Origin of the sequence: Methylobacterium indicum, from assembly GCF_001043895.1 — a bacterium.
In the GTDB taxonomy this organism is placed as follows: Bacteria; Pseudomonadota; Alphaproteobacteria; order Rhizobiales; family Beijerinckiaceae; genus Methylobacterium; species Methylobacterium indicum.
On record NZ_JTHF01000099.1, the window covers coordinates 1 to 25228 of the forward strand.

Annotated in this window: 22 protein-coding genes and 3 pseudogenes; 11 read left to right on the forward strand and 14 right to left on the reverse strand. The window is 68.1% G+C overall.

What is annotated here, in order from left to right; genetic code table 11:
• Nucleotides 1-16: 16 nt before the first annotated feature.
• Entirely contained in the window at nt 17-220 is a 204-nt protein-coding gene (locus QR78_RS34080; RefSeq protein WP_125900938.1) for a hypothetical protein, read from the reverse strand.
• A gap of 45 nt (nt 221-265) precedes the next feature.
• A complete protein-coding gene (locus tag QR78_RS11960; protein WP_082171599.1) occupies nt 266-1174 on the reverse strand; it encodes a GlxA family transcriptional regulator in 909 nt (302 codons plus the stop codon).
• A gap of 176 nt (nt 1175-1350) precedes the next feature.
• Here QR78_RS11960 and QR78_RS11965 point away from each other — a divergent pair, with 176 nt between their 5' ends.
• The 6 genes and pseudogenes from QR78_RS11965 (at nt 1351) to QR78_RS11990 (ending at nt 7193) form a co-directional block, all read left to right on the forward strand.
• Complete coding sequence (locus QR78_RS11965) at nt 1351-2682, forward strand: NAD(P)/FAD-dependent oxidoreductase (protein WP_048427749.1); 1332 nt, start codon at nt 1351-1353, stop codon at nt 2680-2682.
• Nucleotides 2683-2899: 217 nt separating this feature from the next.
• A pseudogene (locus QR78_RS32720) lies at nt 2900-3091 on the forward strand (transposase); the annotation flags it as partial.
• Nucleotides 3092-3119: 28 nt separating this feature from the next.
• A pseudogene (locus tag QR78_RS32725) lies at nt 3120-3817 on the forward strand (transposase).
• Nucleotides 3818-3840: 23 nt separating this feature from the next.
• Nucleotides 3841-4473: an SDR family NAD(P)-dependent oxidoreductase gene (locus QR78_RS35485; protein ID WP_244278475.1), complete on the forward strand. Its 633-nt coding sequence runs from the start codon at nt 3841-3843 to the stop codon at nt 4471-4473.
• Nucleotides 4474-4553: 80 nt separating this feature from the next.
• Nucleotides 4554-6187: pseudogene (locus QR78_RS11985) on the forward strand (FAD-binding protein).
• 532 nt (nt 6188-6719) lie between these two features.
• Nucleotides 6720-7193, forward strand: coding sequence for a c-type cytochrome (locus tag QR78_RS11990; protein WP_048427750.1), 474 nt, complete (start codon nt 6720-6722; stop codon nt 7191-7193).
• A gap of 415 nt (nt 7194-7608) precedes the next feature.
• On the opposite strand, the gene QR78_RS11995 is transcribed toward QR78_RS11990, so the two are convergent.
• The 10 genes from QR78_RS11995 to QR78_RS12040 all read right to left on the reverse strand — a co-directional run bounded on the left by QR78_RS11995 (nt 7609) and on the right by QR78_RS12040 (nt 17243).
• Nucleotides 7609-8370, reverse strand: coding sequence for an SDR family NAD(P)-dependent oxidoreductase (locus tag QR78_RS11995; RefSeq protein WP_048427751.1), 762 nt, complete (start codon nt 8368-8370; stop codon nt 7609-7611).
• Between the two features lie 17 nt (nt 8371-8387).
• A complete protein-coding gene (locus tag QR78_RS12000; protein ID WP_048427752.1) occupies nt 8388-9380 on the reverse strand; it encodes an acetamidase/formamidase family protein in 993 nt (330 codons plus the stop codon).
• A 23-nt stretch (nt 9381-9403) separates the two neighbouring features.
• A complete protein-coding gene (locus QR78_RS12005) occupies nt 9404-10114 on the reverse strand; it encodes an ABC transporter ATP-binding protein (RefSeq protein ID WP_048427753.1) in 711 nt (236 codons plus the stop codon).
• Complete coding sequence (locus QR78_RS12010) at nt 10107-10847, reverse strand: ABC transporter ATP-binding protein (protein WP_048427754.1); 741 nt, start codon at nt 10845-10847, stop codon at nt 10107-10109. The genes QR78_RS12005 and QR78_RS12010 overlap by 8 nt, the downstream gene beginning before the upstream one ends.
• A complete protein-coding gene (locus tag QR78_RS12015) occupies nt 10844-11893 on the reverse strand; it encodes a branched-chain amino acid ABC transporter permease (RefSeq protein WP_089504110.1) in 1050 nt (349 codons plus the stop codon). Before QR78_RS12015 ends, QR78_RS12010 begins: the two co-directional genes overlap by 4 nt.
• 11 nt (nt 11894-11904) lie before the next feature.
• Complete coding sequence (locus tag QR78_RS12020; RefSeq protein ID WP_048427756.1) at nt 11905-12777, reverse strand: ABC transporter permease subunit; 873 nt, start codon at nt 12775-12777, stop codon at nt 11905-11907.
• Between the two features lie 72 nt (nt 12778-12849).
• Nucleotides 12850-14085, reverse strand: a complete 1236-nt coding sequence (locus tag QR78_RS12025; RefSeq protein ID WP_048427757.1) for an urea ABC transporter substrate-binding protein — start codon at nt 14083-14085, stop codon at nt 12850-12852.
• A gap of 23 nt (nt 14086-14108) precedes the next feature.
• Nucleotides 14109-14747, reverse strand: a complete 639-nt coding sequence (locus QR78_RS12030; RefSeq protein ID WP_053220891.1) for an ANTAR domain-containing response regulator — start codon at nt 14745-14747, stop codon at nt 14109-14111.
• Nucleotides 14744-15901, reverse strand: a complete 1158-nt coding sequence (locus QR78_RS12035) for a transporter substrate-binding domain-containing protein (protein ID WP_048427759.1) — start codon at nt 15899-15901, stop codon at nt 14744-14746. Before QR78_RS12035 ends, QR78_RS12030 begins: the two co-directional genes overlap by 4 nt.
• Nucleotides 15902-16442: 541 nt before the next feature.
• Nucleotides 16443-17243, reverse strand: a complete 801-nt coding sequence (locus QR78_RS12040; protein ID WP_048427760.1) for an IclR family transcriptional regulator domain-containing protein — start codon at nt 17241-17243, stop codon at nt 16443-16445.
• A 233-nt stretch (nt 17244-17476) separates the two neighbouring features.
• Here QR78_RS12040 and QR78_RS12045 point away from each other — a divergent pair, with 233 nt between their 5' ends.
• The 4 genes from QR78_RS12045 to QR78_RS12060 all read left to right on the forward strand — a co-directional run bounded on the left by QR78_RS12045 (nt 17477) and on the right by QR78_RS12060 (nt 22700).
• Nucleotides 17477-18859 carry an aromatic ring-hydroxylating dioxygenase subunit alpha gene (locus QR78_RS12045; RefSeq protein ID WP_048427761.1) on the forward strand — a complete coding sequence of 461 codons (1383 nt, stop codon included), beginning with the start codon at nt 17477-17479 and terminating at the stop codon, nt 18857-18859.
• A gap of 41 nt (nt 18860-18900) precedes the next feature.
• A complete protein-coding gene (locus tag QR78_RS12050; protein ID WP_048427762.1) occupies nt 18901-20337 on the forward strand; it encodes a glutamine synthetase family protein in 1437 nt (478 codons plus the stop codon).
• A 43-nt stretch (nt 20338-20380) separates the two neighbouring features.
• On the forward strand, nt 20381-21592 hold the full coding sequence (locus tag QR78_RS12055) for an ABC transporter substrate-binding protein (protein ID WP_048427763.1): 1212 nt from the start codon (nt 20381-20383) through the stop codon (nt 21590-21592).
• A gap of 457 nt (nt 21593-22049) precedes the next feature.
• A complete protein-coding gene (locus tag QR78_RS12060; RefSeq protein ID WP_048427764.1) occupies nt 22050-22700 on the forward strand; it encodes a methyltransferase domain-containing protein in 651 nt (216 codons plus the stop codon).
• Between the two features lie 67 nt (nt 22701-22767).
• Here the strand turns inward: QR78_RS12060 and QR78_RS12065 are convergent, their stop codons facing one another.
• Nucleotides 22768-24261, reverse strand: a complete 1494-nt coding sequence (locus tag QR78_RS12065; RefSeq protein ID WP_048427765.1) for an 8'-apo-carotenoid 13,14-cleaving dioxygenase — start codon at nt 24259-24261, stop codon at nt 22768-22770.
• 298 nt (nt 24262-24559) lie between these two features.
• Here QR78_RS12065 and QR78_RS36025 point away from each other — a divergent pair, with 298 nt between their 5' ends.
• Entirely contained in the window at nt 24560-24769 is a 210-nt protein-coding gene (locus QR78_RS36025; RefSeq protein WP_048427766.1) for a hypothetical protein, read from the forward strand.
• A gap of 87 nt (nt 24770-24856) precedes the next feature.
• Here the strand turns inward: QR78_RS36025 and QR78_RS12075 are convergent.
• A partial coding sequence (locus QR78_RS12075) for a transposase (protein WP_048427770.1) occupies nt 24857-25228 on the reverse strand: 372 nt, incomplete at its 5' end.

Consider the following 25228-nt stretch of genomic DNA (forward strand, 5'->3'; position numbering starts at 1 on the left):
CTCCGTCACCGAGCGCTTACTGACTGCGCGGTCGAGCGCGATCATCGGGCGTCCAGCGGCCGCCCAGGGTCGCTCCTCTCGGCGCATCCGTCGACGTCGCGTAGGCCTTGCCGAACCGCTTCTCGATCTGCCGCTGCACGAAATCCCGTGCGGTTGAGTGCGAATCGGACGGCATCGGCAGGGTTGCTTCGGAGTTATCAGCCAAGCGAAGCAGCGTCATTCTCATCACTTCATCATACATTTCACGCATCCGACTGACGCACGCTTACTGAGTGTCAGGCATCTTGCGCTCGTTGGATGGAGTATGACCGAATCGCGCGCGATAGCTTCGCGAGAACTGCCCGGCACCGGAGAAACCGGATGCCATCGCAATGCGTCCCATGCTCATCGTGCTTTGGCGCAGAAGCCGCTGGGCGTGATCGAGACGCAAATTTCTGTAGTGCTCGGAGAAGCTGATGCCCATCTTGTCGCGGAACAGGCGATCGAGATGACGTTCGCTCAGGCCGCCAAGCGCTGCCATCTCTCTGCGATCCATGGGAGCGTCCAGAGTTCTCTCCATGGTCTGCAGGATAGCGAGAAGAATCGGGTGATGAATACCGTACCGCTCGGCCGGTGAGGCGCGTTGCGGATCCTCGGGCGCCACCGCAGCCGTATGCAGGAACCAGTCCGAGACCAGAAGCGCGAATTCCCGGCCCCTATGCTCGGTGATGACGGCGAGCATCATGTCGATCGGGGCGACCCCGCCACCGCATGTCATGCGATCTCCCGCGATGACGAAGCGCGCCGATTTGGGGACAAGGTCAGGAAACGCTTCCCTCAGGGCGCCGGCATGTTCCCAGTGGATCGTGAAATCACGATCGGTCAGCAGCCCGGCGGCGGCCATGACGTAAGGACCGCCCGATATGCCGCCGATCCTGGTTCCGCGTCGCGCCAAACGCCTGAGCGTGGCCTGGACCGCCGGCCGGTTCCACGTCTTCGGCTCACCTCCGGCACAGACGAAAACGGCATAGAGCCCGTCGTGATCGCGCGGCAGCGGCTCCACCGGAACCTCCACGCCGGACGACGCCGCCACGCGGCCGGACGGATCCTCGCCGAAGAAGCGCATGCGATAAAGCGTGTGGCCCGCCAGCCGGTTGGCGGCACGAAAAGGCTCGCTCGCCGAAGCGAACGACATGAGAGCAAAGCCCGGCAGTAGGATGAACCCAATCTGCCGATCAGGCGGTGCGGTCACAGCGGGACGATGGTCTTGCTGGCGCGTCACGTTAAAAATGCGTCTGTGGGTGCAAAATCTGGCCGGTCAGTCTGCGGCATAGTACGACCGTTGCCGCCAGTCACCATGGAACGTCGCCAATGCCCGGCCCCGTCGTCGACGCCGTACAATCCAGCCCCCGCCAGCCCAAACGTGCGGATGTCGTGATCGTCGGCGCGGGCATCGTCGGCGTCTCCACGGCGTTGGAACTCGCCGAGCGCGGATTGTCGGTCGTCGTCTGCGAGAAGGGCATCGTCGCCGGCGAGCAATCGAGCCGCAACTGGGGCTGGGTGCGCCTGTCGCGCCGCGATCCGCGAGAAATCGACCTGATGGCGACGTCGATCCGCATCTGGGAGGGGCTTTCCGAGCGCATCGGCCACGATGTCGGCTATCGGCAGTGCGGAATCGTCGTGCCGTTTCACTCGCCGGAATTTCGCGACGCCAACATGGAGTGGCTCAAATATATCGAGAACACGCAGCATCGCGTCGCGACGATCGGCAATGATCGCGTGGCGGACCTCGTGCCGGGCATGAACCTCGCTTTCGACGAGGCTCTCTACTCACCGACGGATGGGCGGGCCGAGCCGCAGAAAGCGGCCCCGGCCATCGCCCGCGCGGCACAGGCCCTCGGAGCGACGATCCTGACGAACTGCGCGGTCCGTGCGATCGAGACGCAAGCAGGGCGTGTCAGCGGTGTCGTGACCGAGCGCGGGCCGATCGCGGCGAGCGCGGTCGTGGTCGCGGGCGGGGCATGGTCTCGCCTGCTCCTGCGCGGGATCGGCGTAACGCTTCCCCAGCTCAAGATCCTGAACTCCGTGCTCCGGACCGAACCCGTGTCCGGCGGCCCCGACGTCACGGTGCGCGGGCCCGACTTCTCGGTGCGCAAGCGCCTGGACGGGGGCTATACCGTCTCTACCCTGGCCGCCAACATCTATGACCTAACGCCGGACAGCTTCCGCTTCGCGGCGAAATTCCTGCCGGCCCTGCGGATGGAATGGTCCAGCATGCGACCGCGGATCGGCAAGCGGTTCGTCCAGGAGTGGCGCGAGGCGCGCCGCGGCCGCCCGGGGCAGCCGACGCCGTTCGAGCAAACACGCATCCTCGATCCCGAGCCGGACCAGGGCATGACCGACCGCGCGTTGGCAAAGCTGTCGAAGGCCTTTCCGGCCTTCCAGAACGCGCGCGTCGCCCAGCGCTGGGCGGGCCTGATCGACGTCACGCCGGATGCGGTCCCGGTGATCTCGCCCGTCAGCAGTTGCCCCGGGCTCGTCGTCGCCACCGGCTTCTCGGGCCATGGCTTCGGACTCGGTCCGGGCGCCGGGCGCCTGACGGCGGATCTGGTCACGGGCTCCGAGCCTGTTGTCGATCCCCATGCTTTTCGCTTCGAACGGTTCTCAGATGGCTCCAAGATCATCCCGCTCACGGGGGTTTGACAGGGCTACTCGAGCGCTGTGCGATCGGGCGGCAACGGCCAAGTTGGGTAGGGCGTTGGTTGGCTGGAGGAGCCAGCGATGACGTCACCCTTGTCCGTCGATCTGCGTGAGCGCGTCGTGTCTGCCGTCCTGGCAGGCGCGTCCTGCCGCCAAGCTGGAGAGCGGTTTGAACCGCTCCGGGTTTTTCGGAGGCTCCAACTTCTGAGAGGATGGAGCCCTGACGAAGCGAACAGCCCCGTTTTCCCCCGAGATGCGCGAGCGCGCGGTGCGGATGGTGCGCGATCAGGAAGGCGAGCATGGCTCGCAGTGGTCGGCGATCCAGTCGATTGCCGCGAAGATCGGCTGCTCGGGCGAGACGCTGCGGAACTGGGTGCGCCAGTCCGAGCGTGATCGAGGTGTGCGACCCGGCCAACCTGCTGTTCCGATGGCGGCGCGCCTTGCTGGCCGAGCAGCAGGCCTCGGCTGCCCCACCGACCTTCGTCCCGCTCGCCCTGCCGCCCCGCCCGAAGGGCGGGCGTCCCCGGGTGGACGATCGGGCTGCCCTGATCGGCATCCGGTTTGTGCCGCGCTCGGGCATCCCCCGGGAGATGCTGCCGGCCGAGATGAAGAGCGGCTGCGGCATGAGCTGCTGGCGCCGGCTGCGCGACTGGCAGGCGGCCGGTGTGTGGCGGCGCCTGCATCGGGTGCTGCTCGAATGCCTGCACGCGGCGGGCGAGATCGACGGGAGCCGGGCGGGCGTCGACAGCGCGAGCGTGCCGGTGAAAAAGGGGGTCTGCCACCGGCCCGAACCCGATGGATCGCGGTAAGGCGGGGACCAAGCGCCACCTCGTCACCGACGCGCTCGGCACGCCGCTCGGCCTCGTTCTGACCGGCGCCCACGGCCACGACAGCCCGCTGCAGAGTGCGGCGGCAGGAGTGCCGGGCGCGCGGGATCACGCCGCGGATTGCCCGGCGCGGCGTCGAGAGGAGCGACAGGCCGGGGCGGCATCGCTGGGTGGTCGAGCGCAGCCTTGCCTGGTTCAACCGCGCCCGCCGTTTGCCCGTCCGCTACGAACGCCGCGCCGACATCTGCAAGGCCTTCACGTTCCTCCAGGCCAGCTTCATCACCCTCCGCCAAATCCAGAGGTTCGGTTAGGCGCTCTAAAGGAGACCCGCCGCCTGGCGGGCGACGCCGAGGCCGTCGCGCTCCTCGTCGAGGATGTCACCGCCGCCGACGCGCCGGGCGCCGCCATCGCGGCAGCGCTTCGGCACTTCGGCCGTCTCGACTGGCTCGTGAACAATGCCGGCATCGGCAACGCCAAGGCGGCGGACCAGACGAGCGACGCGGAGTGGGACCGCTACGTCGAGATCAATCTGCGCGCGCTGTTCCGCTTCTCGCGCGAGGCTCTGCCGCACCTGACGCCGGGCCGGGGGGTGATCGTCAACCTCGCCTCGGTGTTCGGGCTGTTCGGCCATCCGCGGGTCGCGCCCTCCGCCGCCACCAAGGCCGCGGTCGTCGGGCTGACCCACCAGATGGCGGCCGATTACGGCCCGAAGGGAATCCGTGTGAACGCCGTCGCACCCGGGGTGATCGAGACCGCGCTCACGCGCGAGCGCATCGACACGGATGCGCGCTTCCAGGCCCTCAACATCGACCCGATCCCCTTCCCGCGCCTCGGCCGGCCGGAGGACGTCGCGAACGCGATCCACTTCCTGTGCTCGGAGGACGCCGCCTATATCAGCGGCCACGTGCTGGCGGTCGATGGCGGCTGGAGCGTCACCAACTACTCGCGCCGGGGCGACGCGCTGTGAGCGGGCCGGCAGCCGACGCCCTCCCGGCGACCTTCGATCTTGAGACGGACATGATCTGCGTCGGCGCCGGTGCCGGCGGCATGAGCGCCGCGCTCACTGCCTCGATCGAGGGGCTTGCGGCAATCATCGTCGAGAAGTCCGGCAAGGTCGGCGGGTCGACCGCCGTCTCGGGCGGGGCGGTCTGGATCCCGAATACCGATTGCGGCATGGCGGCCGGCCATCCCGACAGTGTGGAGCGGGCGAAACTCTACCTCGACCGCATCGTCGGCAACTGGTCGAGCGACGCGATGAAGCTCGCCTATCTCGAGGCCGGGCCGAGGATGCTCGACTATCTCGAGCGGAACGCCGAACTGCGGCTCGCGGCGCGGGCCTACTCGCCGGACTACTACCCCGACGCCGAGGGCGCCTCGCTCGGCGGACGCGCAATGGACCCGGTGGCCTTCGACGGCCGGCGCCTGGGCCGGCATTTCGGGACCCTGCGCGACCCGCTGCCCGAGTTCACGGTGCTCGGCGGCATGATGGTGACGATGACCGACGTCTACCACCTCCTCGGCGTGACGCGCTCTCTCGCCTCGTGGAGGCACGGGGTGAGACTCGTCGCGCGCTACGCCACCGACCGCCTGCGCCATCATCGCGGCACCCGCCTCGTCCTCGGTAACGCGCTAGCGGCTCGGCTCTACCAGAGCGTCCTCGACCGTGAGATCCCGGTCTGGCTCGAAAGTCCCGCCCGGCGCCTCCTCGTCGAGGGCGGACGGGTCGTCGGCCTCGTGGTCGCACATGAGGGACGCGAGGTCGCGATCCGCGCACGGCGCGGTGTCGTGCTCGCCACCGGCGGCTTCCCGCACGATCCGGAGCGCCGCGCCGCTCTGCTGCCGCATCCGGTCGGTCCGTGGTCGATGGCGCCGGCTGACAATACCGGCGACGGCCTGCGGCTCGGCGAGGCGGCCGGCGCTGTCGTGCGGGGCGAGAACGCCGCGAACGTCTTCCACGCGCCAATCTCGCTCCTCAAGAAGCCCGACGGCACGGTCCTGCGCTACCCCCACCTCGTCTGGGAGCGGGCGAAACCGGGCCTGATCGCAGTCAACAGCGCGCCCGGCGCTTCGTCAACGAGTCGACCTCGTACCACGAGTTCGGCCTCGCCATGCACGAGAGTCACCGGAGCGTGCCGAGCATCCCGGCCTTCCTGATCTGCGACGCGGATTTTCTCCGACGCTGGGGACTTGGTCTCGCGCTGCCCGGCGGGCGCCCGTTCCGAAAGCTCGTGAAAGCCGGCTACTTGGTCGAGGGCCGCACCCTCGACGATCTCGCACGCCAGCTCGGCCTCGACGGCGGCGTCCTCGGCGAGACCGTCGCGGCGTTCAATCGCGATGCACGGGAGGGACGGGACGCGGCGTTCGGCAAGGGCGGCGACGCTTACAACCGCCACCTCGGAGACCCGACGATCAAGGACGGTAATCCCTGCCTCGGTACGGTCGAGACGGCGCCGTTTTACGCCGTGCGGGTCTATCCCGGCGACATCGGCACCGCCGGCGGAATCGTGACCGACGAGAACGCCCGCGTGCTCGACCGCAACGGCGAACCGATCTCCGGCCTCTACGCCGCCGGCAACGACATGAACTCGGTCATGGGCGGGACGTATCCGAGACCCGGCATCACGCTGGGACCTGCCCTCACCTTCGGCTGGCTCGCCGGCCGCCACCTGGCCGGGGCGTGACGTCGGAGGCGTGATACGCTGCCGAGCGGGAGGACGGTTTCCGGCCGGGATCCCGACTCAACGGCGTTGTCCAACATCGCCGCAACGGCTTCGTCCTGATCGCATGCAAACCGTCGTGTCCTCGTTGATCGCCCATGGACCCGAACCTGCCGATGTCGGAGCGGCCGCGGCAGCGAGGTTCTCCAGGGGTTCGACGCTCAAGCACAACCCTAGGGGCATCATTTCCGGCGGCCCCTGCCCGATCCTGGGGCATGCGGCGTGTTCGGGGCTCGAGTACGCCTTGGCTGCCGGTCGTCTCCAGCAACACCTTCGTGGTCGATCCAGCGCTCGGGGCGATCCGGATCTCGCTTGGGGCCGCCCGGTATTCGAAGGGCTTCCACCGGCCTTGGCGTACTGGAGACGCTGTTGGCGCAACCGCCCGGCGCGATCTCGACGGTTGCCGGACATGTTTCGCGCAGCGCGCGTGTCCGTCCTCCGGGCTTCTGCCGGACCAGAGCCCCGGTTTGCCCACCATGTTTGGGCCCGGATCGCGATGCACCTCTTGGCCGCCGCCCTCGCGCTCCTGGTCGCGGGCTGCTCGGATGATGGCGGGGAACGCCGGCGGTCGCTGGGGCGCTCGCCGAGTTTTTCCGATTTCATGCAGGTCGCGGATCCGGCGCGGGGTGGCCGGCTGTTCGGGACGTGCGCCGCCTGCCACATGGCCGGCCCGGGCGCCGGCGACCGCAACGGCCCGAACCTCTACGGCGTGGTGGGTCAACCACCAGGCGAAACCAGCCGGCGGTTCGGCTACACCGCGGCCTTGCGGTCCCTGGGCGGCGTCTGGTCCCCGGAGCGGCTGGACACATGGCTCACCGCCCCTGCGGCGATGGTGGCCGGCACGAGCATGCGCTTTCGCGGCCTCTCCGACCCGCTCGACCGGGCGGATCTCATTGCCTATCTGCAAACGCGCTCGACGCGGGGAAGCGAAAGGCGATCGATGCCGGCCCCGCCTTCTGCCGCCCGGTAGCGCGCGGCGGCGCGCCGGAGTCGACGAGGATCGTGCCGTCCTCAAGAGGATACGCCGGGATCTCGCCCAAGCGGCTTGTCCACCATGACGTCCCGATTCGGCCGGCCGGCGGCCACGAGGGTCCTGCGACGATCGATCAAGTCGACGGTGTTCCGGCGCCGATATGGGTCCTCATCGGCGAAGTCGAGCCGACGCACCGATGCTGATTTCGACATTGGGTTCCGAGTGGGGTCCTGATCGGCGCCGATAGGATCCCATCTCTACCGTAGACTACGAATTTGTGCGAAACATTCGCAACCGATGCAACCCGATGCCCCGGTTTTGAGGCGGTGCAGAGCCAGCTCGGATTTCGCTCTGCACTCGGACGCGCAAGGGCTGTGAACGGAGTCCTGCCTCTCGGTAACAGGCGGAGCGCTCAGAACTGCACACCCCGGGTCAGCGCACCGTCGACGACGAGGTTGGTGCCGGTGACGAAGCTCGCAGCCGGACTCGCGAGAAAGACGGCGGCACGAGCGATCTCATCCGGGTGGGCCATCCGGCCGGTTGGATTGAGGCGCAGAGCCTCGGCGAACAGGGTCGGGTTGCCCTCCTCGATCCGGTGCCACACTCCGCCCTCGAAATAGGTGTTGCCCGGCGACACCGTGTTGGCGCGGATGGCCTTGCCGGCGAGTTGGAAAGCGAGCCCCTGCGCGTAGTGGATCAGAGCCGCCTTGAAGGCCCCGTACGGCCCGGCCGCGAAGTCGATCTCACGGCCCGACACGCTCGAGATGACGACGATCGACGCCGCCGTCGAGCGTTCGAGGAAGGGCATGGCGGCCTCGACCGCCGCGACCGTGCCCATGAGGTCGACCGAGAAGCCTGCGCGCCAAGCCGCCTCGTCGGCACCGACCGCGAGTGCGCTGACGTTCGGCACCAGGATGTCGAGCCCGCCGAGTTCGTCCGCAGCCTCTGCGATCCAAGTCTTGAGAGCCCCGGAATCGGCGACGTCGACGGCGCGGCCGGTCGCGGCGACGCCCTTGGCGCGGAGCGCCGCGACCTTGGCGGCGACCTCCTCCGGGTTGCGGGCGCAGAGCGCGACGGCGGTTCCCTCCTCCGCCAGGAGATCGGCGATGGCACCGCCGATCCCCTTGGTGCCGCCGGTGACGAAGGCGCGGAGCCCCTTGAGGCCGAGATCCATGACGCGCTCCTTAGATTTCAAGCCAATGCGATCGACTTCGCGATCGAAGCGCCCAGCGTGTATTTCGGATCGACCATGTTGCCGAGCCGCACCCGACCGCATTGGGTGAGCAGCATGTAGGCGTCGATTTCCTCAAAGCCGAAATCGGCGGCGAGCCAGCGTACCAGTTCGCGGTAGGCGATGCGGGCGGCATCCTCCATCGGCCGCGACGAGCCGATGGTCATGAAGAAGTCCGCCGTCTCGAGGCGCGGCCAGCGGATGGTCCAACCCTTGATCAGGTCAATCTGCACCGTCGTGTGGGTCGGGTGCTCGACCGCGACACCGCAGAGTTCGCCGTCCCCTTGCGCCGCGTGGCAGTCGCCGAGGTAGAGAAGCGCGCCCTTGGTATTGACTGGCAGGTAGATCACCGCGCCGACGCCGACATCGGGCAGGTCCATGTTGCCGCCGTAATAGTCGGGCTGGAGCGAGGAGATCGCCTCGATCTCCGGCGAGGTGCCGATCGTGCCGATGAACGGCTGGTAGGGCAGCGTGATGCGGTCGTTCCAGCGCACGCCGCCTTCCACCGTGACCTCGAGCTTGCGCACCCGCTCCGGCAGCGACGGGTTGAGGAGCGCGGTGTCGCCGGTTGCGACCAGGCCGCCGAACTCGGGCATGATCAGCGTCGTGCCGCACGGCTGTGGGCCGCGCGGGCGGATCGACTTGATCGCGACCGCCAGGCAATCGCCCTTCTCGGCGCCGTTGACCCAGATCGGGCCGTTCTGCGGGTTGAGGTAGGGAAAATTCAGGATCTTGGTCGGGCTGTCGGTCTCGTGGCGGATCTTGCCCTCGAAGGCGTCATGGGTCTCCACCGTGACGACGGCGCCCGGATCGACGGTCAGCACCGGGTCGACGAATGGCCCGTAGACGTAGTGATAGCGGCCCTGCTCGGCCTCCGTGATGGTGTGCTCGGCGCCGGGCTTGCCCTTGGCCACGCCCTTCTTCGCCATGATCGACTGGTCGAGCCACTGCATGGTCGTCTCTCCCTTTTGCTTACTCAGACGGCGAGGTGGCGCCGCACCAGGTCGCGGTCGTCGAGGTCCCGCGCCGTCAGCTCCGCGACGATCCGGCCCTTGTCCATGACGTAGCTGCGCTGGGCCATGGCGCGGATCAGGTCGAGGTTCTGCTCCACGAACACCACCGTCACCCCGGTGCGGCGATTGAGGTCGACGAGGGTGCGCCCGATCTCCTGCACCACCGAGGGCTGAATGCCCTCGGAGGGTTCGTCGAGCAGGATCAGGGATGGGCTGCCGACGAGGACACGGCCGATCGCGAGCTGCTGCTGCTGCCCGCCCGAAAGCGTGCCGGCGCGCTGCGCCCGGCGCTCGCGCAGGATCGGAAACGGGCCATAGGCAGCCTCGATGTCGAAGGGCGTGCCGGGGGGAAGCAGCGAGGCACCGACCGTCAGGTTGTCGGCCACGCTCATGCGCGGGAAGACGTCGCGCCCCTGCGGCACATAGCCGATCCCGAGGCGGGCGCGCTTGTGCGCGGCGAGCCGCTCGACCGCCTGGCCCTTGAAGGCGATGCCGCCGGCGGCGGCCGGCAGAAGGCCGATCAGGCTGCGCATCAGGGTCGACTTGCCGACGCCGTTGCGGCCGATCACCGCCACGATCTCGCCGGCCCGGATGGCGAGGTCGACGCCCTGCAACACCGGCTTGCCGCCGTAGCCGGCGCGCAAGGTCGTGGTCGAGAGGAGCGCATCAGGCATCCTGCTTCCTCCTGGGCGCCTCGGTCTCGCCAAGATAGATCGCCGCGACCGCCTCGTTCGCCACGATCTCGTCGGTGGACCCTTGCGCGAAGATGCGCCCGACATGCAGCACGGTGACCCGCTGGGCGATCTGCCGGACGAAGGCCATGTCGTGCTCGATCGCCAGAATCGCGACACCGTCGCGGTTGAGCGCCTGCACCATCTCGCCGGTGGCGAAGGTCTCGGCCGGCGACATCCCGGCGGTGGGCTCGTCGAGGAGCAGCAGGCGGGGTTTCAGGCTGATCGCCATGCCGATCTCCAGCCATTGCTTCTGGCCGTGGCTGAGGGTGCCGGCCCGCTCGCCCGCGGCCTCCTTGAGGTTGAGGAAATCAAGCAGTCGCCGGATCTCGGAAGAGAGCGAGGCGCCCTCGAGGTGGTGCTGGAGCGCGATCTCCAGGTTGTGAGCGACCGTCAGGCCGGGGAAGATGCCAGGTACCTGGAACTTGACGCTGAGGCCCCGGCGCACCCGCTCGAAGGGCTTCAAGGCCGTGATGTCCTCGCCGCGGTAGAGCACCTGGCCACCCTCCGGCGTGTATTCGCCGATCAAGAGGCGAAAGAAGGTGCTCTTGCCGGCGCCGTTCGGACCGATCAGGCAATGGACCTCGCCGTCGCCCACGCTGAAATCGACGCCGTTGGTGACGTGCAGGCCGCCGAAATGCTTGTCGAGGCCGCGTGTCTCGAGAATGGCGGTCATCGCGCCGCTGCCTTTCGGGTGAGGCGGGCGATCCCGCGCATCAGGGCGACGACCAGGCCCTCGGGAGCGGCGAGCACCACCACGACGAGGAGCAGGCCCATCACCACCAGCGCGTACTGGCTGCCGTAGATCGTCAGTGCCTGGAACCCGCCGAGCACCGCGAGCGTGCCGACGAGGGTGGCGGTCACGTCGCTCCGTCCGCCGACCGCGACCCAGATGACGGGCAGCGCCGCCGCGGTGAGCCCCATGCTGGAGGGCGTGATGTATTGGCCCCAGGCCGTATAGAGCGTGCCCGACAGGCCCGCGAGCGCGGAGCCGATCACGAAGGCGCCGAGCTGGTAGCGGCGCACGTCGTAGCCCAGCATCTCGGCCCGCTCGGGGTTCTCGCGGATCGCCACCAGGACGTTGCCGAACCGGGCATTCACCAGGATGCGCAAGCCGAGATAGGTGACCACCAAGAGGCCGAGCAGCCCATAATAGAGCGCCACGTCGGGAAACAGCACGATGTCGCCGTCGAACCACGGCACGGTCAGGGGCGGCATGCCGCTCATGCCGTTGTAGCCGTTGAGGCGGGCCGCGCCGATGCGCCAGTCGGGTCCGGCGGTCTGCGCCATGAAGCGCTCCAAGGCGAGCGTCACCGACAGGGTGATGATGCCTAAGAACACGCCGCCGATCCGGCCGAAGAACAGGAAGTAGCCGAGCAGCGCAGCAAATCCGGCCGCAAGCGCCACCGCCAGCACCACCGCGGCGATCGTGAAGCCGTAGGCCGCCCCGACATTGAGGGTCAAGACACCATAGGCGTAGCCCGAAAGCCCGAAGAACGCGGTCTGGCCGAAGCTCAGCGCGCCGCCATAGCCCCAGATCAGGCACAGGCCGAGCGCCATGAAGACCCAACAGAAGAAGTAGGCGGTGTTGCCGACCGTGTAGCCATCGGCGAAGGACGGATAGGCGATCGCGAGGGCGAGCACGATCGCGAAGGCGGCCCAGAAGGCGGGACCGCGGCCGAGGGTCTGGGGCCCTTCGAGCCGGCGCAGGAGACGACGCATCGTGGAATCCCTCATGCCCGCTCACGCAGGATCAGGCCGGAGATCCCCCGCGGCAGGACCCGGATCACCAGGATCACCGCGACGAGGAGACCGATCTGCCCGAAGAGCTGGCCCTGCCAGGAGGTCAGCACCGCCCGCACCGCGCCGAGCACGAGGGCGGCCGGCGCGGTGCCGAGGAAGATGTCGGCTCCGCCCACCACCACGGTGACGAAGGCCTCCATGATGAACGTGGTCCCCATGGTCGGGACGATCGTCATGGTCGGGGCGTACAGCCCGCCGGTGAGGCCGGCGAGCGCCGCTCCGATCCCGAAGGTCAGCGCGTAGACCTTGCGGGTGTCGACGCCGAGCGCCTCGGCCATGTGCGGCACCTGGATCGTCGCCCGCGCCAGCGTGCCGAAGCGTGTGGCGTTGAAGGCGAGGTAGAGCCCGGCGAGCACGCCGAGCGCCGCGAGCATCAGCACGACCCGGTAGGTCGAGTAAGAGTAGCTGCCCAGCGTGAAGCTCCCGAGCGGCGTGCCGACGCCCGGCATGCTGGAGCCGAGAAGGATCAGCGTCCCTTGCGTCGCCGCCAGGCTGACGCCCCAGGTTGCCACGATCGTGTCGAGGGGCCGGCCGTAGAGATGGCGGATCACCAGGCGCTCCAGCACCATGCCGATCGCGCCGGCGACCAGGCTACCTGCCAGGATCCCGAGCGGCAGCGGCAGCCCGGCGCGCGTCGTCGCCACGGTCACGTACGCGCCGCACATGATGAATTCGCCGTGGGCGAGGTTGATGACGCCCATCATGCCGAACACAACCGCCAGGCCGCAGGCAGCGAGCACCAGGAACGCGAAGGCGTCCCCGAGCTGGTAGAGGAAGGCGAAGGCTGAATCGAGGAGGGCCATGCGGGAGTACGCACCGTCTCGTGAATGGACCGGGGCGGGTGCCCCGGCGGCGAGCGGATCAGGGCTCGATACTTAGGGCTTGGGCGGGTTGCTCGGGGTGTACTGCGCCATCGGATCCTTCTTGGTCAGGTCGCAGCCCGCCTGGCCGAGCCAGTACGGTTTGATGTCGGTCCAGGTCTTGGGAAACGAGATGTCGTGCTTCTCGTCGACTTTGGCGAGATAGATCGTGTGCGAGACGTGCTGGCTCTTCGGATCGATGCAGACCTTGCCCTCGGGGGCGTCGACGCAGACGTCGCCAGTCGCGATAACCTTGCGCAGGTCGGCCCGCTTCGTCGAACCGTTCGCCCGCTCCACCATCTGCTTGTAGAGGTAGACCGCGTGATAGGAGTTCTCGGCTTCCTGATTGACGTAGGGCTCGTTCGGGAATTTCGCCTTCCACTTGGCCAGGAACGCCTTGCTCTCGGGCGTGTCGACCTCCTCGATGTAGTTGGTGGTCACGTACATGTTGGCGAGGCTCGGCGGCTTGAAGCGCTTGTGCTCGTAGCCCTGGCCGACATTGACCGAGGAGCCCATCGGGACCTTCAGGTTCGCGGCCGCGGCCTGCTCGTAATACGAGGCCTGGGCGGTGCCGACGAGCAGCGTCATGAGGATGTCGGGCTTGGCCTTTTGGATGTTCTGGATCGTCTGCGAGAATTGCGACACGCCAAGCGGGATGAACTCCTCGCCGACCATTTCGCCGCCGTTCTCCTTAACGATATTGCGCACCCACTCGGCCGAAATCTGGCCGAAATTGTAGTCGGCCGCGATGGTGTAGACCCGCTTGCCGAACTTCTCCATCATCCAGGGGATCAGCGTCGAGAATTGCTGTTCGGGCACGGCCCCGGTCACCACCATGTGGCCGTCGCAGACGCCGCCCTCGTACTGGTTGTTGTAGAAAGCGAAGCCGTCGAGCTGGTCGACGATCGGCCGGTAGGCCTCGCGTGAGGCGGACGAGAAGCCGGCGAAGACGGCGGCGACCTTGTCGCGCTGGAGCACCCGGCGCATGAATTCCTGGTAGCGGGTGTTGTCGGACTGGGTATCGTAGATCACCAGCTCCAGTTTGCGCCCGGCGATGCCGCCGGCGGCGTTGATCTCGTCGGTGGCGAGCTGGATGCCGTGGACCTTGCCGATGGTCGCGAGCGCGAAGTCGCCGGACTGGTCCTCGAGCACGCCGAGCTTGATCGGCTCTGCGGCCTGGGCCGCGCTGCCCGCGAGCACCAGGGCGGCTGCGAAGGCGGTCAGGCGGGATCCGTGGCGGGGTCTCGTCATGGTGGGCGTCCTCGTGCTGCGGTTCACTCGGGGAGGGCGATGCGCCGGGCCGGCGCCGGCACATCGGGGCGGGCCCGCACCAGGGCCTCGCAATAGTGTTCGAGCGTCAGGCGGGCACGCATGCTGTCCCGCCGGAGGGTCTCGAAGGCGGCCTCGTCGTCGAGGCTGCGTTCCTGCATCACCCGCAGGATCGCCTTGACGACGTGGCGTCGTCCGCGCCGGCGCTCTTCGTGGCGCGCCAGCTGCTCCTCGAGCGCACGGCGCCGCTGGTGCTCGTTGATCGTCAGGTACAGGGCGGCGTAGACCGACGCGCCGTGGATCGGCTTGCGCAGAAGACCGGTCGCGCCGAACTGGAGCAGGCCCTTGAGGCGGCTTGGCGCCTCGACGCCGACAAGACCGAGCACTGGGACCGGCGGCAGGTCCGAGACGGTGCTCGCCGCGATCCCGGGCAGCGGCAGATCGCCATCGACGATCATCAGGGCACGATCGATTTCGAGTGCCGCCCAATCGACCGGACAGGCCTCGCCGGCCGGCAAGTATGACGCGACAGTCAGCCCGAGCTTCATCAGCGTCGCGACGAGCGCGTCGCTCGCGGTCGTCGGCGCCACGATCAGGTGGGCCTGCATCCCGCTGAAATTCTGGATGAGACGCGGCCCTGTCACGATGGCACCACACGCAGGCTCGGGCGCCGGAGCACCGGGACGATGCGAGGGGCAGACCGCACGAGATAGGGATCGGGTGCGACCGGAGCCGGAGCCTCCGCCAGGATCGTGAAGCGCGCCCCCAACGTGGAGAGGCCGATGCGCGGCGTCAGGGCTGCATGCAGCGTCGTCTCGTCGAGGCGCACCATTCCCTGGGGCGACTCGAAGGCGACCTCGCTGGCTGCCCGCCGAACCGCCGCGATCTCGCCGACGCCCGCCCGCGCCAGAGCCCTGGCGAGGAGGTGGACGGCGATGTAGGCGGCCTCCGTATCGGCCGAGGGCGTTGGCCCGTCGGGAAACCGAACGGCGTAAGCGTCCGTGAACGCGCGGTTGCGCGGGGTGTCGATGGAAGAGAAATAGACGCTCGAGCTGATATGGCCGTCGACGGCGTCCGGACCAATCGCTTCGAGCTCCGGCTCGGCGAGGCTGCAGCTCGCCACCGGAAGCTCCCGTACCTGATCGAGACCGTGCCCGCGGCAGGCGCGGCGCAACTCCTGAAAGAAGCGGTAGGCCGAGACACCGATCAGTGTATTGAACACGAAATCCGGCCGCAACGCGACGATGGCTTCGATCACTTGACCGAACTCGGTCTCGCCGACCGCGAAGTAGCGCTCCGCCGCGACCCGCCCGCCGGAGAGCGCCAGGGTTTCGCGCAAGATGCGGTTGTTCTCCCACGCCCAGATATAGTTCGAGCCGACGCAAAATGCGGTCCGGTCACCGCGGGCGAGCAGATACTGGACCAGCGGTACGATGTGCTGGTTGGGAGAGGCACCCGTGTAGATCACGTTCTCGGAGGTTTCAAAACCCTCGTAATGCGATGGATACCACAGCATCCCATCTATTTTTTCAAATATTGGTATGATATCCTTGCGACTCGATGAAGTGTAGCAGCCGACGACATGGCGGATTCCGGCGCGCAGGAAGCGCTCGGCACCGGCGGCATAGCCGGCGATCTCGCCCTCCGGGTCGAAGACCTCAGGCTCGAGGGTGATCCCGAGGTTTCCTGCATTCACCTCCTCGACCGCCAGGACGGCACCGTTTCGCATGGCGCGTCCGACGATGCCGTAAGGCCCGGAGGTGGAGAACAGGATGCCGATGCGATGTCTGTCAGTCATCGGTGCCTATGGAACGCAAAAAGCCCGCCAGCGCGAAGCGCTGCGGGCTACATTGCCGGACGGAAAGGGCCTTATGGCGCGGAAATGGGCATCATTGCCCTGCGCCTTAAAAGCAGGCTCCAACGTTGCGTCGATGATGTCAAGCCGGATTCCGAGCGATGCGGATATGTCGGTCGGAGAGCGCGCGCTTGCGACGTTGGGCGAGGACCGTCACCGCCGGAGCCGCCTGTTCATCGCCGACGCTGTCGCGGTGGCCTCACGATACCTCACGATCACTGCGCCGCCGCGGCAGAATCCGGGAGCCGGCGGGTCGGCTCGATGCCACCGGGCACCAGGATCGAGCCGTAGGGGTCGCCGGCCTCCAGCACCCTCCCCTCCTGGCCGCCTCCTTGATCGTCACGGGAAAGCCGATCACCACCGCCACCGTCCGGGCCGCTGCTGCCAGGCCGCCGTATCCTCGACGGCTGTGCCCGGACGCGTGGCGTCCTCGGCCTCTCCATAGGGAACGGCCCGGACAAGGGGCCGAAACCGACGCGTCGTGTCACACCATCTGCGGCTCGAGGATCGCCGCGATGTCGCGCAGGACGGGGAGGAAGGTCTCCAGCATCCGGTCCACCGCGACCCGGTCGACATTCGCTCCGGCATTCAGGGCGCAGACGATCCGCCCGTCGTAGCGTTTCACCGGGACCGCGAGAGAGCGGTATCCGACCTCGGCCTCCTGATCAACGAGCGAGTATCCCTGCTCGCGATCGCGGCGAATGGCGTTCCCCAACGCGGCTCGGTCGACGAGGGTCTGCGGCGTCAGCGGCTCGGGCTGGATGCGGTCCAGGAACACGGCAAGGTCCCCGTCATCGAGACCGCCGAGGAGGACCCGCCCCATCGAGCTGCAATAGGCCGGGATCCGGTAGCCGACGTCGACGCCCACGCCGAGCAGGCGCGTCGGTCCTGCGCGGGCGATGAACACGATGTCGTCCCCGTCCAGGATCGCCGCCGAGCAGGCCTCGTTGAGTCGGCCTGCGACCTGCTCGACCGCCTGCTGCAGCGTCGCCGATAGGCTGTTGGACGCCAGGTAGGCGGTCGCGAGGGACAGGACCTTGGGTGTCAGCTGAAACAGCCGCCCATCCGACCGCACGTAGCCGAGGCGGTCCAGGGTATGGAGCGCCCGCCGCACCGTGGCCCGAGGGAGGTCCACCGCTCGGGCGACGTCGGCCAGCGTCATCATGGGACGCTGGGCACCGAAGGCCGAGATGATGCGCAGCCCCCGCGCCAGCGCCTCGGAGAAGTCCGGTCCATGCTCGTCGACGAGGCGCTGGTCTGTCTCGGAACGTCTGACGCGCGGCATGAACCGGTCTCTGGTGGGCAACCCGAAGCGATAGGCCGGGCTCCGTGTGCGTGGCCCTGCGTGGCCTGGCAAGGGCCGTGTTCCCAGGACGCGCCGTCGCGTTGGGCGGACCCTGCACACCGTTCGAGCTTGCAACGGCTCCAGACTGGCATATTATTCGAACATATGTTCGTTCAACGAACAAACTGATAGGCCCAGCCAAGATGGGCAGACGCTCGCCGGAGGCCGCCGCCATGATGAGCCGTGAGCAGAACGACCACATCACCCGCACCGGACCGGGCACGTCGCTCGGCGCACTGATGCGCCGTTACTGGCAGCCGGCCGCCCTGGTGGACGAGTTGGAGGGCGAGCGTCCCGTGGTGCCGGTACGCCTGCTCGGGGAGAACTTCGTGCTGTTCCGGGACGAGGCCGGGCGCTACGGCCTCCTCGATCGCGACTGCCCGCATCGCGGCGCCGACCTCGCCTTCGGCCGACGCGAGGCCGGGGGCTTGCGCTGCGCCTTCCACGGGTGGCTGTTCGACGTCGAGGGGCGATGCCTCGAGACGCCCGCTGAGCCGGCGGGCAGCAAGCTCTGCCAGAACGTCCGGCAGCGTGCCTACCCGGTGATCGCGCGCAGCGGCATCCTGTATGCCTATCTCGGCGAGGGCGAGCCGCCGGCCTTCCCCGAGCTCGACTGCTTCCTGGCACCCGACGCCTATACGTTCGCATTCAAGGGCCTGTTCGAGTGCAACTGGCTGCAGGCGCTCGAGGTCGGGATCGATCCGGCGCACGCGTCGTTCCTGCACCGCTTCTTCGAGGACGAGGACACGTCCGCCTCCTACGGCAAGCAGTTCCGTGCCGCTTCGGCCGACAGCGACCTGCCGATGACGAGGATTCTTCGCGAGTACGACCGGCCGATCATCAACGTCGAGCGCACGGAATACGGCATGCGCCTGATCGCGCTCCGCGAAATCGACGATGAGCGCACCCATGTGCGCGTCACGAACCAGGTCTTCCCGCATGCCTTCGTCATTCCGATGTCCGCGGACATGACGATCACCCAGTGGCATGTTCCCGTCGACGACGGGAATTGCTACTGGTACGCGATCTTTACGAGCTACGGTGCGCCGGTCGACAAGCAGCGGATGCGCGAGCAACGCCTGGAACTCTACGAGTTGCCCGAGTATCGCTCGCGGAAGAACAAGACAAACGACTACGGGTTCGACCCGCACGAGCAGGCACACTCGACCTATACGGGGATGGGACTCGACATCAACGTCCACGACCAGTGGGCCGTCGAGTCGATGGGGCCGATCCAGGACCGGACGCGCGAGCATCTCGGGCAATCGGACAAGGCCATCATCCTCTACCGCCGCATCCTGCGCGAGCAGATCGACAAGGCTGCCTCGGGCGACGCCCCGCTGATGGTGCTCGATGCGCGGCACGCCAGAAGCATCCAGGGGCCCGCGACGATGGACGGGATCGGCCCGTCGAAGGGCTGGGAGACCTACTGGATGGACGTGGACGTGCGCCGCCGCCGCGGGGCCCCGTGGATGCCGAGCCTCCCCTCCGACGCGACCCCCGACGTCGCCCCGCCGGTCGCGACCGCCGCGCCGCGCCGGGACGCGGCCGAGTAGAACGGCGCCTTGAGCCTCGCCTGAGCCGGAGGACGACGGCCGTGACATTCGTGCAGGACCATGGATTGTGGAATACGGCGCAGGCCGACGCGGCCCGCGAGGTGCGCGAGCTTTGCGATCCCGACCGCATCGATACCGTGCGATTGTCCTTCCCCGATCAGCACGGGATCCTGCGGGGCAAGACGCTCGTCGCCGCCGAGGCCGTCAAGGCGCTCGAGGCCGGATGCGCGATCACCACGACGATGCTCGCCAAGGACACTGCGCACCGTACCGTCTTTCCGGTCTTCAGCCCCGGTGGCGGGTTCGGCATGCGGGAGATGGAGGGCGCGGCCGACGTCATCATGGTGCCCGACCCCACGACGTTCCGAACGCTGCCCTGGGCGCCGCGGACCGGGTGGCTGCTCTGCGACCTCCATTTCCGCGACGGCCGCCCCGTCCCCTTCGCGACGCGCGGCCTCTACCGCTCCGTCCTCGAAACACTGTCCGAGCGCTCACTCGACTACGTCGCGGGGCTCGAGGTCGAGTTCCACGTCTTCAAGCTCGACGACGCCCGCCTGGCACCTGCTGACGCCGGGCAGCCCGGGACGCCCCCGGACGTCAGCCTGATCTCGCACGGCTACCAGTATCTGACCGAGCAGCGCTACGACCAGGTCGAGCCGGTCCTGGAGATCCTGCGCAAGGATATCGTCGCCCTCGGCCTGCCGCTGCGCTCGATCGAGGTCGAGTACGGGCCGAGTCAGTGCGAGTTCACATTTCAGCCGACGATCGGCGCGGCGCCCGCCGACCTGATGGTGCTGTTTCGCAGCGCGGTGAAGCAGATCTGCCGCCGGCACGGATACCACGCCACCTTCATGTGCCGGCCGCGCATCCCGAACGTGGTTTCGTCGGGCTGGCACCTGCACCAGTCGTTGCGCAACGTACGGACCGGCGCCAACGCCTTCGTTCCCCCCGACGGGCCGGGGCCGCTCTCGGCGTTCGGCACCGGGTTCTTGGGCGGGCTGCTGACACACGCACGTGCCTCGAGCGTCTTCACGACCCCGACCATCAACGGCTACAAGCGCTACCGCTCCTACTCTCTGGCACCCGACCGCGCCGTCTGGGGCTGCGACAACCGCGGCGTGATGATCCGCGTCCTCGGCGGCCCGGGCGATCCGGCCACGCGGCTGGAGAACCGGGTCGGGGAGCCGGCGGCGAACCCATACCTGTACATGGCGGCGCAGATCCTCGCCGGGCTCGACGGCGCCGACCGGGGCCTCGATCCCGGGCCGAGCGCCGATACGCCCTACGAGGCCGAGGCGCCGCTGCTGCCGAAGTCGCTGCGGGAGGCGGTTCAAGCCTTGCATGAGGATCCGTTCTTTCGCGGCGCCCTCGGCGACCCGTTCATCGACTACTATACGCACATCAAGAACGCGGAAATCGAGCGCTTCCAGGCGGAAGTCACCGAATGGGAGCAGCGCGAGTATTTCGAGATCTTCTGATCAACCGATCGTCTGGTAGAATCTTGGCGGGGGATGACGAGAGATGAAGCCTGGTCGCACGTTCCGGTTCGTCGTTGCCCTCGCCCTGGCCTGCATCGGCCTGCCAGATCCGGGCCGGGCGCTCGACCAGCCCGTCCGCATCGGGGTCCTGAGCGACATGAGCGGTCCGTTCTCGGATCAGGTCGGCGCCGGCTCCGTGGCCGCCGCCCGTCTCGCGCTCGAGGACTTCGCGCGGGAGAGCGGTGGCCTGAGAGTCGAGCTTCTCTCCGCCGACCACCAGAACAAGCCCGATATCGGCCTCGGCATCGCCCGGCGCTGGCTCGATCAGGAGAACGTCGCGGCGATCGTCGACCTGCCGAATTCCGGCGTCGCCCTCGCGGTCGCCAACCTGATGCGTGAGCGCAATCGCGTCGCGCTCGCCTCGAGCGCGATGACCTCCGACCTGACGGGGAAATTCTGCGCGCCCACGACCGTGCAATGGGTGTCGGACACCTGGGCGCAGGGTTCCGCCACGGCGCGAGCGCTGGCCGAGCGCGGCGCGCAGCAATGGTATTTCCTCACCGTCGATTACGCCCTCGGCCACGCCCTGGAGCGTGATGCCACGCGGGCGCTTGTCGGGGCGGGCGGCCGTTCGACCGGCGGGTCGCGGCTTCCCCTCGGCACCGGCGACTTCTCCTCGGCGCTGCTCACCGCCCAGAGCGCGGGCGCACAGGTCCTGGCCCTGGCCAACACCGGAGCCGACATGATCAACGCCATCAAGCAGGCCGGCGAGTTCGGGCTGACGCCGAAGATGAAGGTCGCCGCGCTCTTCATCCAGCTCTCCGACACTCATTCCCTGGGTCTCGCGACCGCCCAGGGCCTGCAACTCGTCTCCGCTTTCTACTGGGACCGTGACGAGCGCACGCGTACGTTCGGCGAGCGGTTCGGTGCCCTCATGAACGGCCGCCGGCCGACGGAGGACCACGCGGGGGTGTACTCGGCGACGCTCGCCTATCTCCGCGCGGTGCGCGACGCCGGCACGGTCGAGGGCGACCGGGTCGTCGGGACGATGCGCAAGGCCCCAATCGACGACCCGCTCTTCGGCACGGTGACGATCCGCCCGGACGGACGCGCGGTACACGACATGTACCTGTACGAGGTCAAGCCTCCCACGGAGAGCAAGCGGCCGTACGACTACTACAAACTCGTGACCACCATTGCCGGCGATCAAGCGTTCCGCTCGATGAAGGACGGCGATTGCCAGATCAAGCAATAGAGCATGGCCCGACGAAGTCGATACCGGCTCGTCGAAGCCGTGCTGCAAGCTCAAAGTCCTGAAGCCTTGCGATCGGCCTCCCGGAAGCGATCCGGGAGCGGGCCGATCGGTTCTCCCTGACCGGGGAGGAGACGGTGACGGGCACGGTCGCCCCGGACCGTCACTGCCCATGGGAATCCGCATTGACGTCGATTGCGTCCGGGCCGTCTCGACTGCGATCCAGCGATCAGCGAGACGACCTCTGTCGACCACGGCGTCCCTGGCCCCATGCCCGGATACGTGGCAGGCTAACCACGTCATGCATCCGATCCCGCATCCGCGTCATCAAGAGCGTGCGGCAACTTGAACACCTGGTCTGGGAGTTCGCCGGACCCTCCCCAGACTCACCAGCGACCCCACGGTTCATGCTCAGGCCATTTCGGTCGGTAAGCCGCTCGGTCCGGAGGTATGTCCGACCATGGCCCAGGATCCGCTCGACCACGAACTGCCGGACCTGCCGCCGAACGCATTCGGGAAGTTGGACCGCAATCCCGATCCGCTGTTCTACGGCCAACCCCGCTTCGTGGCCCATATCGACGCCGGGGCGATCGCTGCCGTCACCGATTTGTACAGGGAGGTCGTCCCGACGGGCGGTGACATCCTCGACCTGATGTCGAGCTGGATCAGCCACCTGCCGGATGAGGTCGGCTATGCCAGCGTCGTCGGTCACGGGCTGAACGCCGCGGAACTCGCGGCCAACCCACGCCTGACCCGGCGCTTCGTGCAGGATCTCAACGCCGAGGCGCACCTGCCGCTCGAAACGGCGAGCATCGACGCCGTGCTGATCTGCGTCTCGGTGCAGTACCTGGAGCGACCCGTCGCCGTGCTCTCCGAGGTCGCCCGCGTGCTGCGCCCCGGTGCTCCGGTGGTGATCTCCTTCTCGAACCGCTGCTTTCCGACCAAGGCGGTCGCGATCTGGCATGGTCTCGACGCCGCACGACAGGCTCAGCTCGTCGGCTTCTATCTCGAGCGCGCGGGCTTTTCCCGCATCGACGCCTACGCCCTCAGGCGGGAGGGAGGCCCCGGCGACCCGATGACGGCGGTGATCGGCCGGACCCTCATCGCCTGAGGGAACGACGATCGACCCCGACGAGAGGCCGTTTCGTGGCCGATCGCTGTGGCGCTGGCCTTGCGCGTCACGAATCCGGGTTGGCGCCGATCCCGAGAGCGCCGTCGTCGGCGCGCTCCCCTGGCGCCAATGCCGGAAACCAGTTGCCGTGGAAGCCAGGCGGGATGCGGTGGCCGAGGTGAATCATAGCGACGGGCGGCGCCTCGAACGAGCGTGCATCGAGGATGGCGAAGTCCGTCGTGTCGCGCGCGGTGTCGATGACGAACCCGACGAGCCAGCCTTCATCCTCGCCGGCCCCGGGACGTTCCGGCACGAAGATGAACTCCCCCGGGATTCGGTCATGACCGAACTCGTGCACCCGGCGCTCGCCCGTCTCGAGATCGTGCCTGTAGAGCTGCGTTGCCCCGGCAAGCTGCGTGTTGCCGTCGGCGGGCACGCCGACCGTGTAGAGGATGCGGTGGCGCTGCCCGAAACGGCGCTCGTCGATGCGGGGGAATTCCTGTGGGGTCGCGTCGAGCACCCGCCGTGCAACCCGCCTCGTCGCGGGATCGATCGTCCAGCGCTCGAGCTTGCCCGGGCCGTCGAACCCGCCCGCGGCTGCGCTGAACACCGTGTCGTAGACGACGACGTCGAGGATCACCCGCCCGTCGGCGTCGTCGTAGGCGTAGGCGTTGGCCACGTGGAACACGAAGCAGGGCTCGACCTCGCACCACAGGATGTCGGCTCCCCGACCCTGCCGCGGAAGGAGGCCCACCCGAGCCCCATGGCCGGGGTTCCAGCGGAACGGGAAGCGGTAGCCGGCGAGCAATGCCTTGAAGGAGAACGTGACCGGCAGGTCGAGCACGATCGCAAAGCGCGCCGTGATCGCGCAGTCGTGGATGCAGGGCCCGTGCTCGACCGCAACGGGCACGTCCCGCACGACCCGCCCGGTTGGCGAGAGGACGACGTGGCGCACGCTGTCCCAGATCCGGCCGTCATAGGCGATCGCGTGGGTCTCGCCGGTCAGCGGATCGTGGTGCGGATGCCCAGTGTAGGATCCGGCGAGCGTCCCGTCGAACGGATTGTAGCGCTGTTCCTCGAGGCTCCGCGAAAGCTCGACAGGGAAGCTGCCGGCCTCGACGACTGCGAAGACCCGGCCGCCAATCCCGACGACGTTGGTGTTGACGGTGTCGTTGCCGCCCCGCCGCGGCCCGGGTGCGGCCGTCCGTCCGAGCGCAGCGGCCGCCTTGCGCGAGCCGATCCACCGGTTGCGGTACCACAATGCCCGGCCCGCCTCGATCGCGAGGCCGTGCACCATGCCGTCGCCGAGGAACCAGTCGTGGCCCCGCGTCGTCTGACGGACGGGATTGGCCCCCATCTTGAGGTAGAGGCCGTCGAGGCCCGGCGGGATCGTCCCGCTGACGGCCGGGCTCTTTAGCGACAGCTCCTCGCGCATGGGTTCGTGGACGCCGACCACGAAGGGGTTCAGCCTGTCGGTAAGACGCAATCGATTGCAGGCCGCCAGCAGCGCAACACCAAGCTCGGCGACGGCGCGGAACGCCTTCAGGGCGCGGTTCGACATCGGCAGCGATCCCTGGATCAGGCGGCAGGCCGGACCGTCACCACATCGGAAGGTCCCAAGCGGTGAAGCACGCCCGAGGACCGGTTACGGTCCCGCCCGATGAGGGTCGCGCGAGCGACGCAACCGGCCTTCGGGAGCCGGACGCACCGGGATGGGCGGAGGTGACGGATCATCGCGGGTCGATCCTGATCTCGCTACGGTGCCATGGAGCATTCGTGATCGGTGCGTGGCAGGAACCGGGGTCGGTCATGGGAGATTGGCTTTCCGAAGTGGTACTCACGCCGGCCGGGAGGATGTCATGTCCGAGGATACCGAAAAGCATCGCGCCCTGCTCAGTGCCCTCAGGGACGCAGCCGGGAGGGGCGATGGCTCCTTCGAGCAGGCGGTCACGAACGCCTTCGAGCACGTCTTCGAACACCTCGGACGCCTGAACGATCATGTTGCTCTCAGCGGTTCGGACGGAGGCGACCCCCACCTGAAGCCCGGCGAATCCCCGACACTGCGATAGGCATGGGACCCAGGTCCGCTCATGGCAGCCGAGGGAGGCCCGATTGATCCTCCCCCGTTTCCGCGGTTCGTGCTCACTTTGCGTGGATCAGACGGCCAGAACCATGCGGCGCTTGAGGAGTTCGAGGCCGGCCCGTCCATGGCACTGGCGCTTGATGAGCTTGAGCCGGTTGACCTGGCCTTCCGCCTGGCCGCTACTCCATGGCTCCATGAGAGCAGCCCGGACGGCAGCGATGTCCGCGTCCAGTCCCGAGGCGAACGTCGCGATGGCAGGAGCGTCGCAGGTCCGGGCCTTCGTGATCCAGGCGGCGAGGTCAGCAGCGGCGTCTTGATCATCGGGCACAGCCTTGCTCTTCCCGGCGGCGCGCACGAGTGAGGTGAAGCGGCGGGCCAGGCCTGTGGCGGCCCGCGCGGTGTCGTCCTGCTCGATGCGGCTCACCACAACTGCGTCGCCCTCATC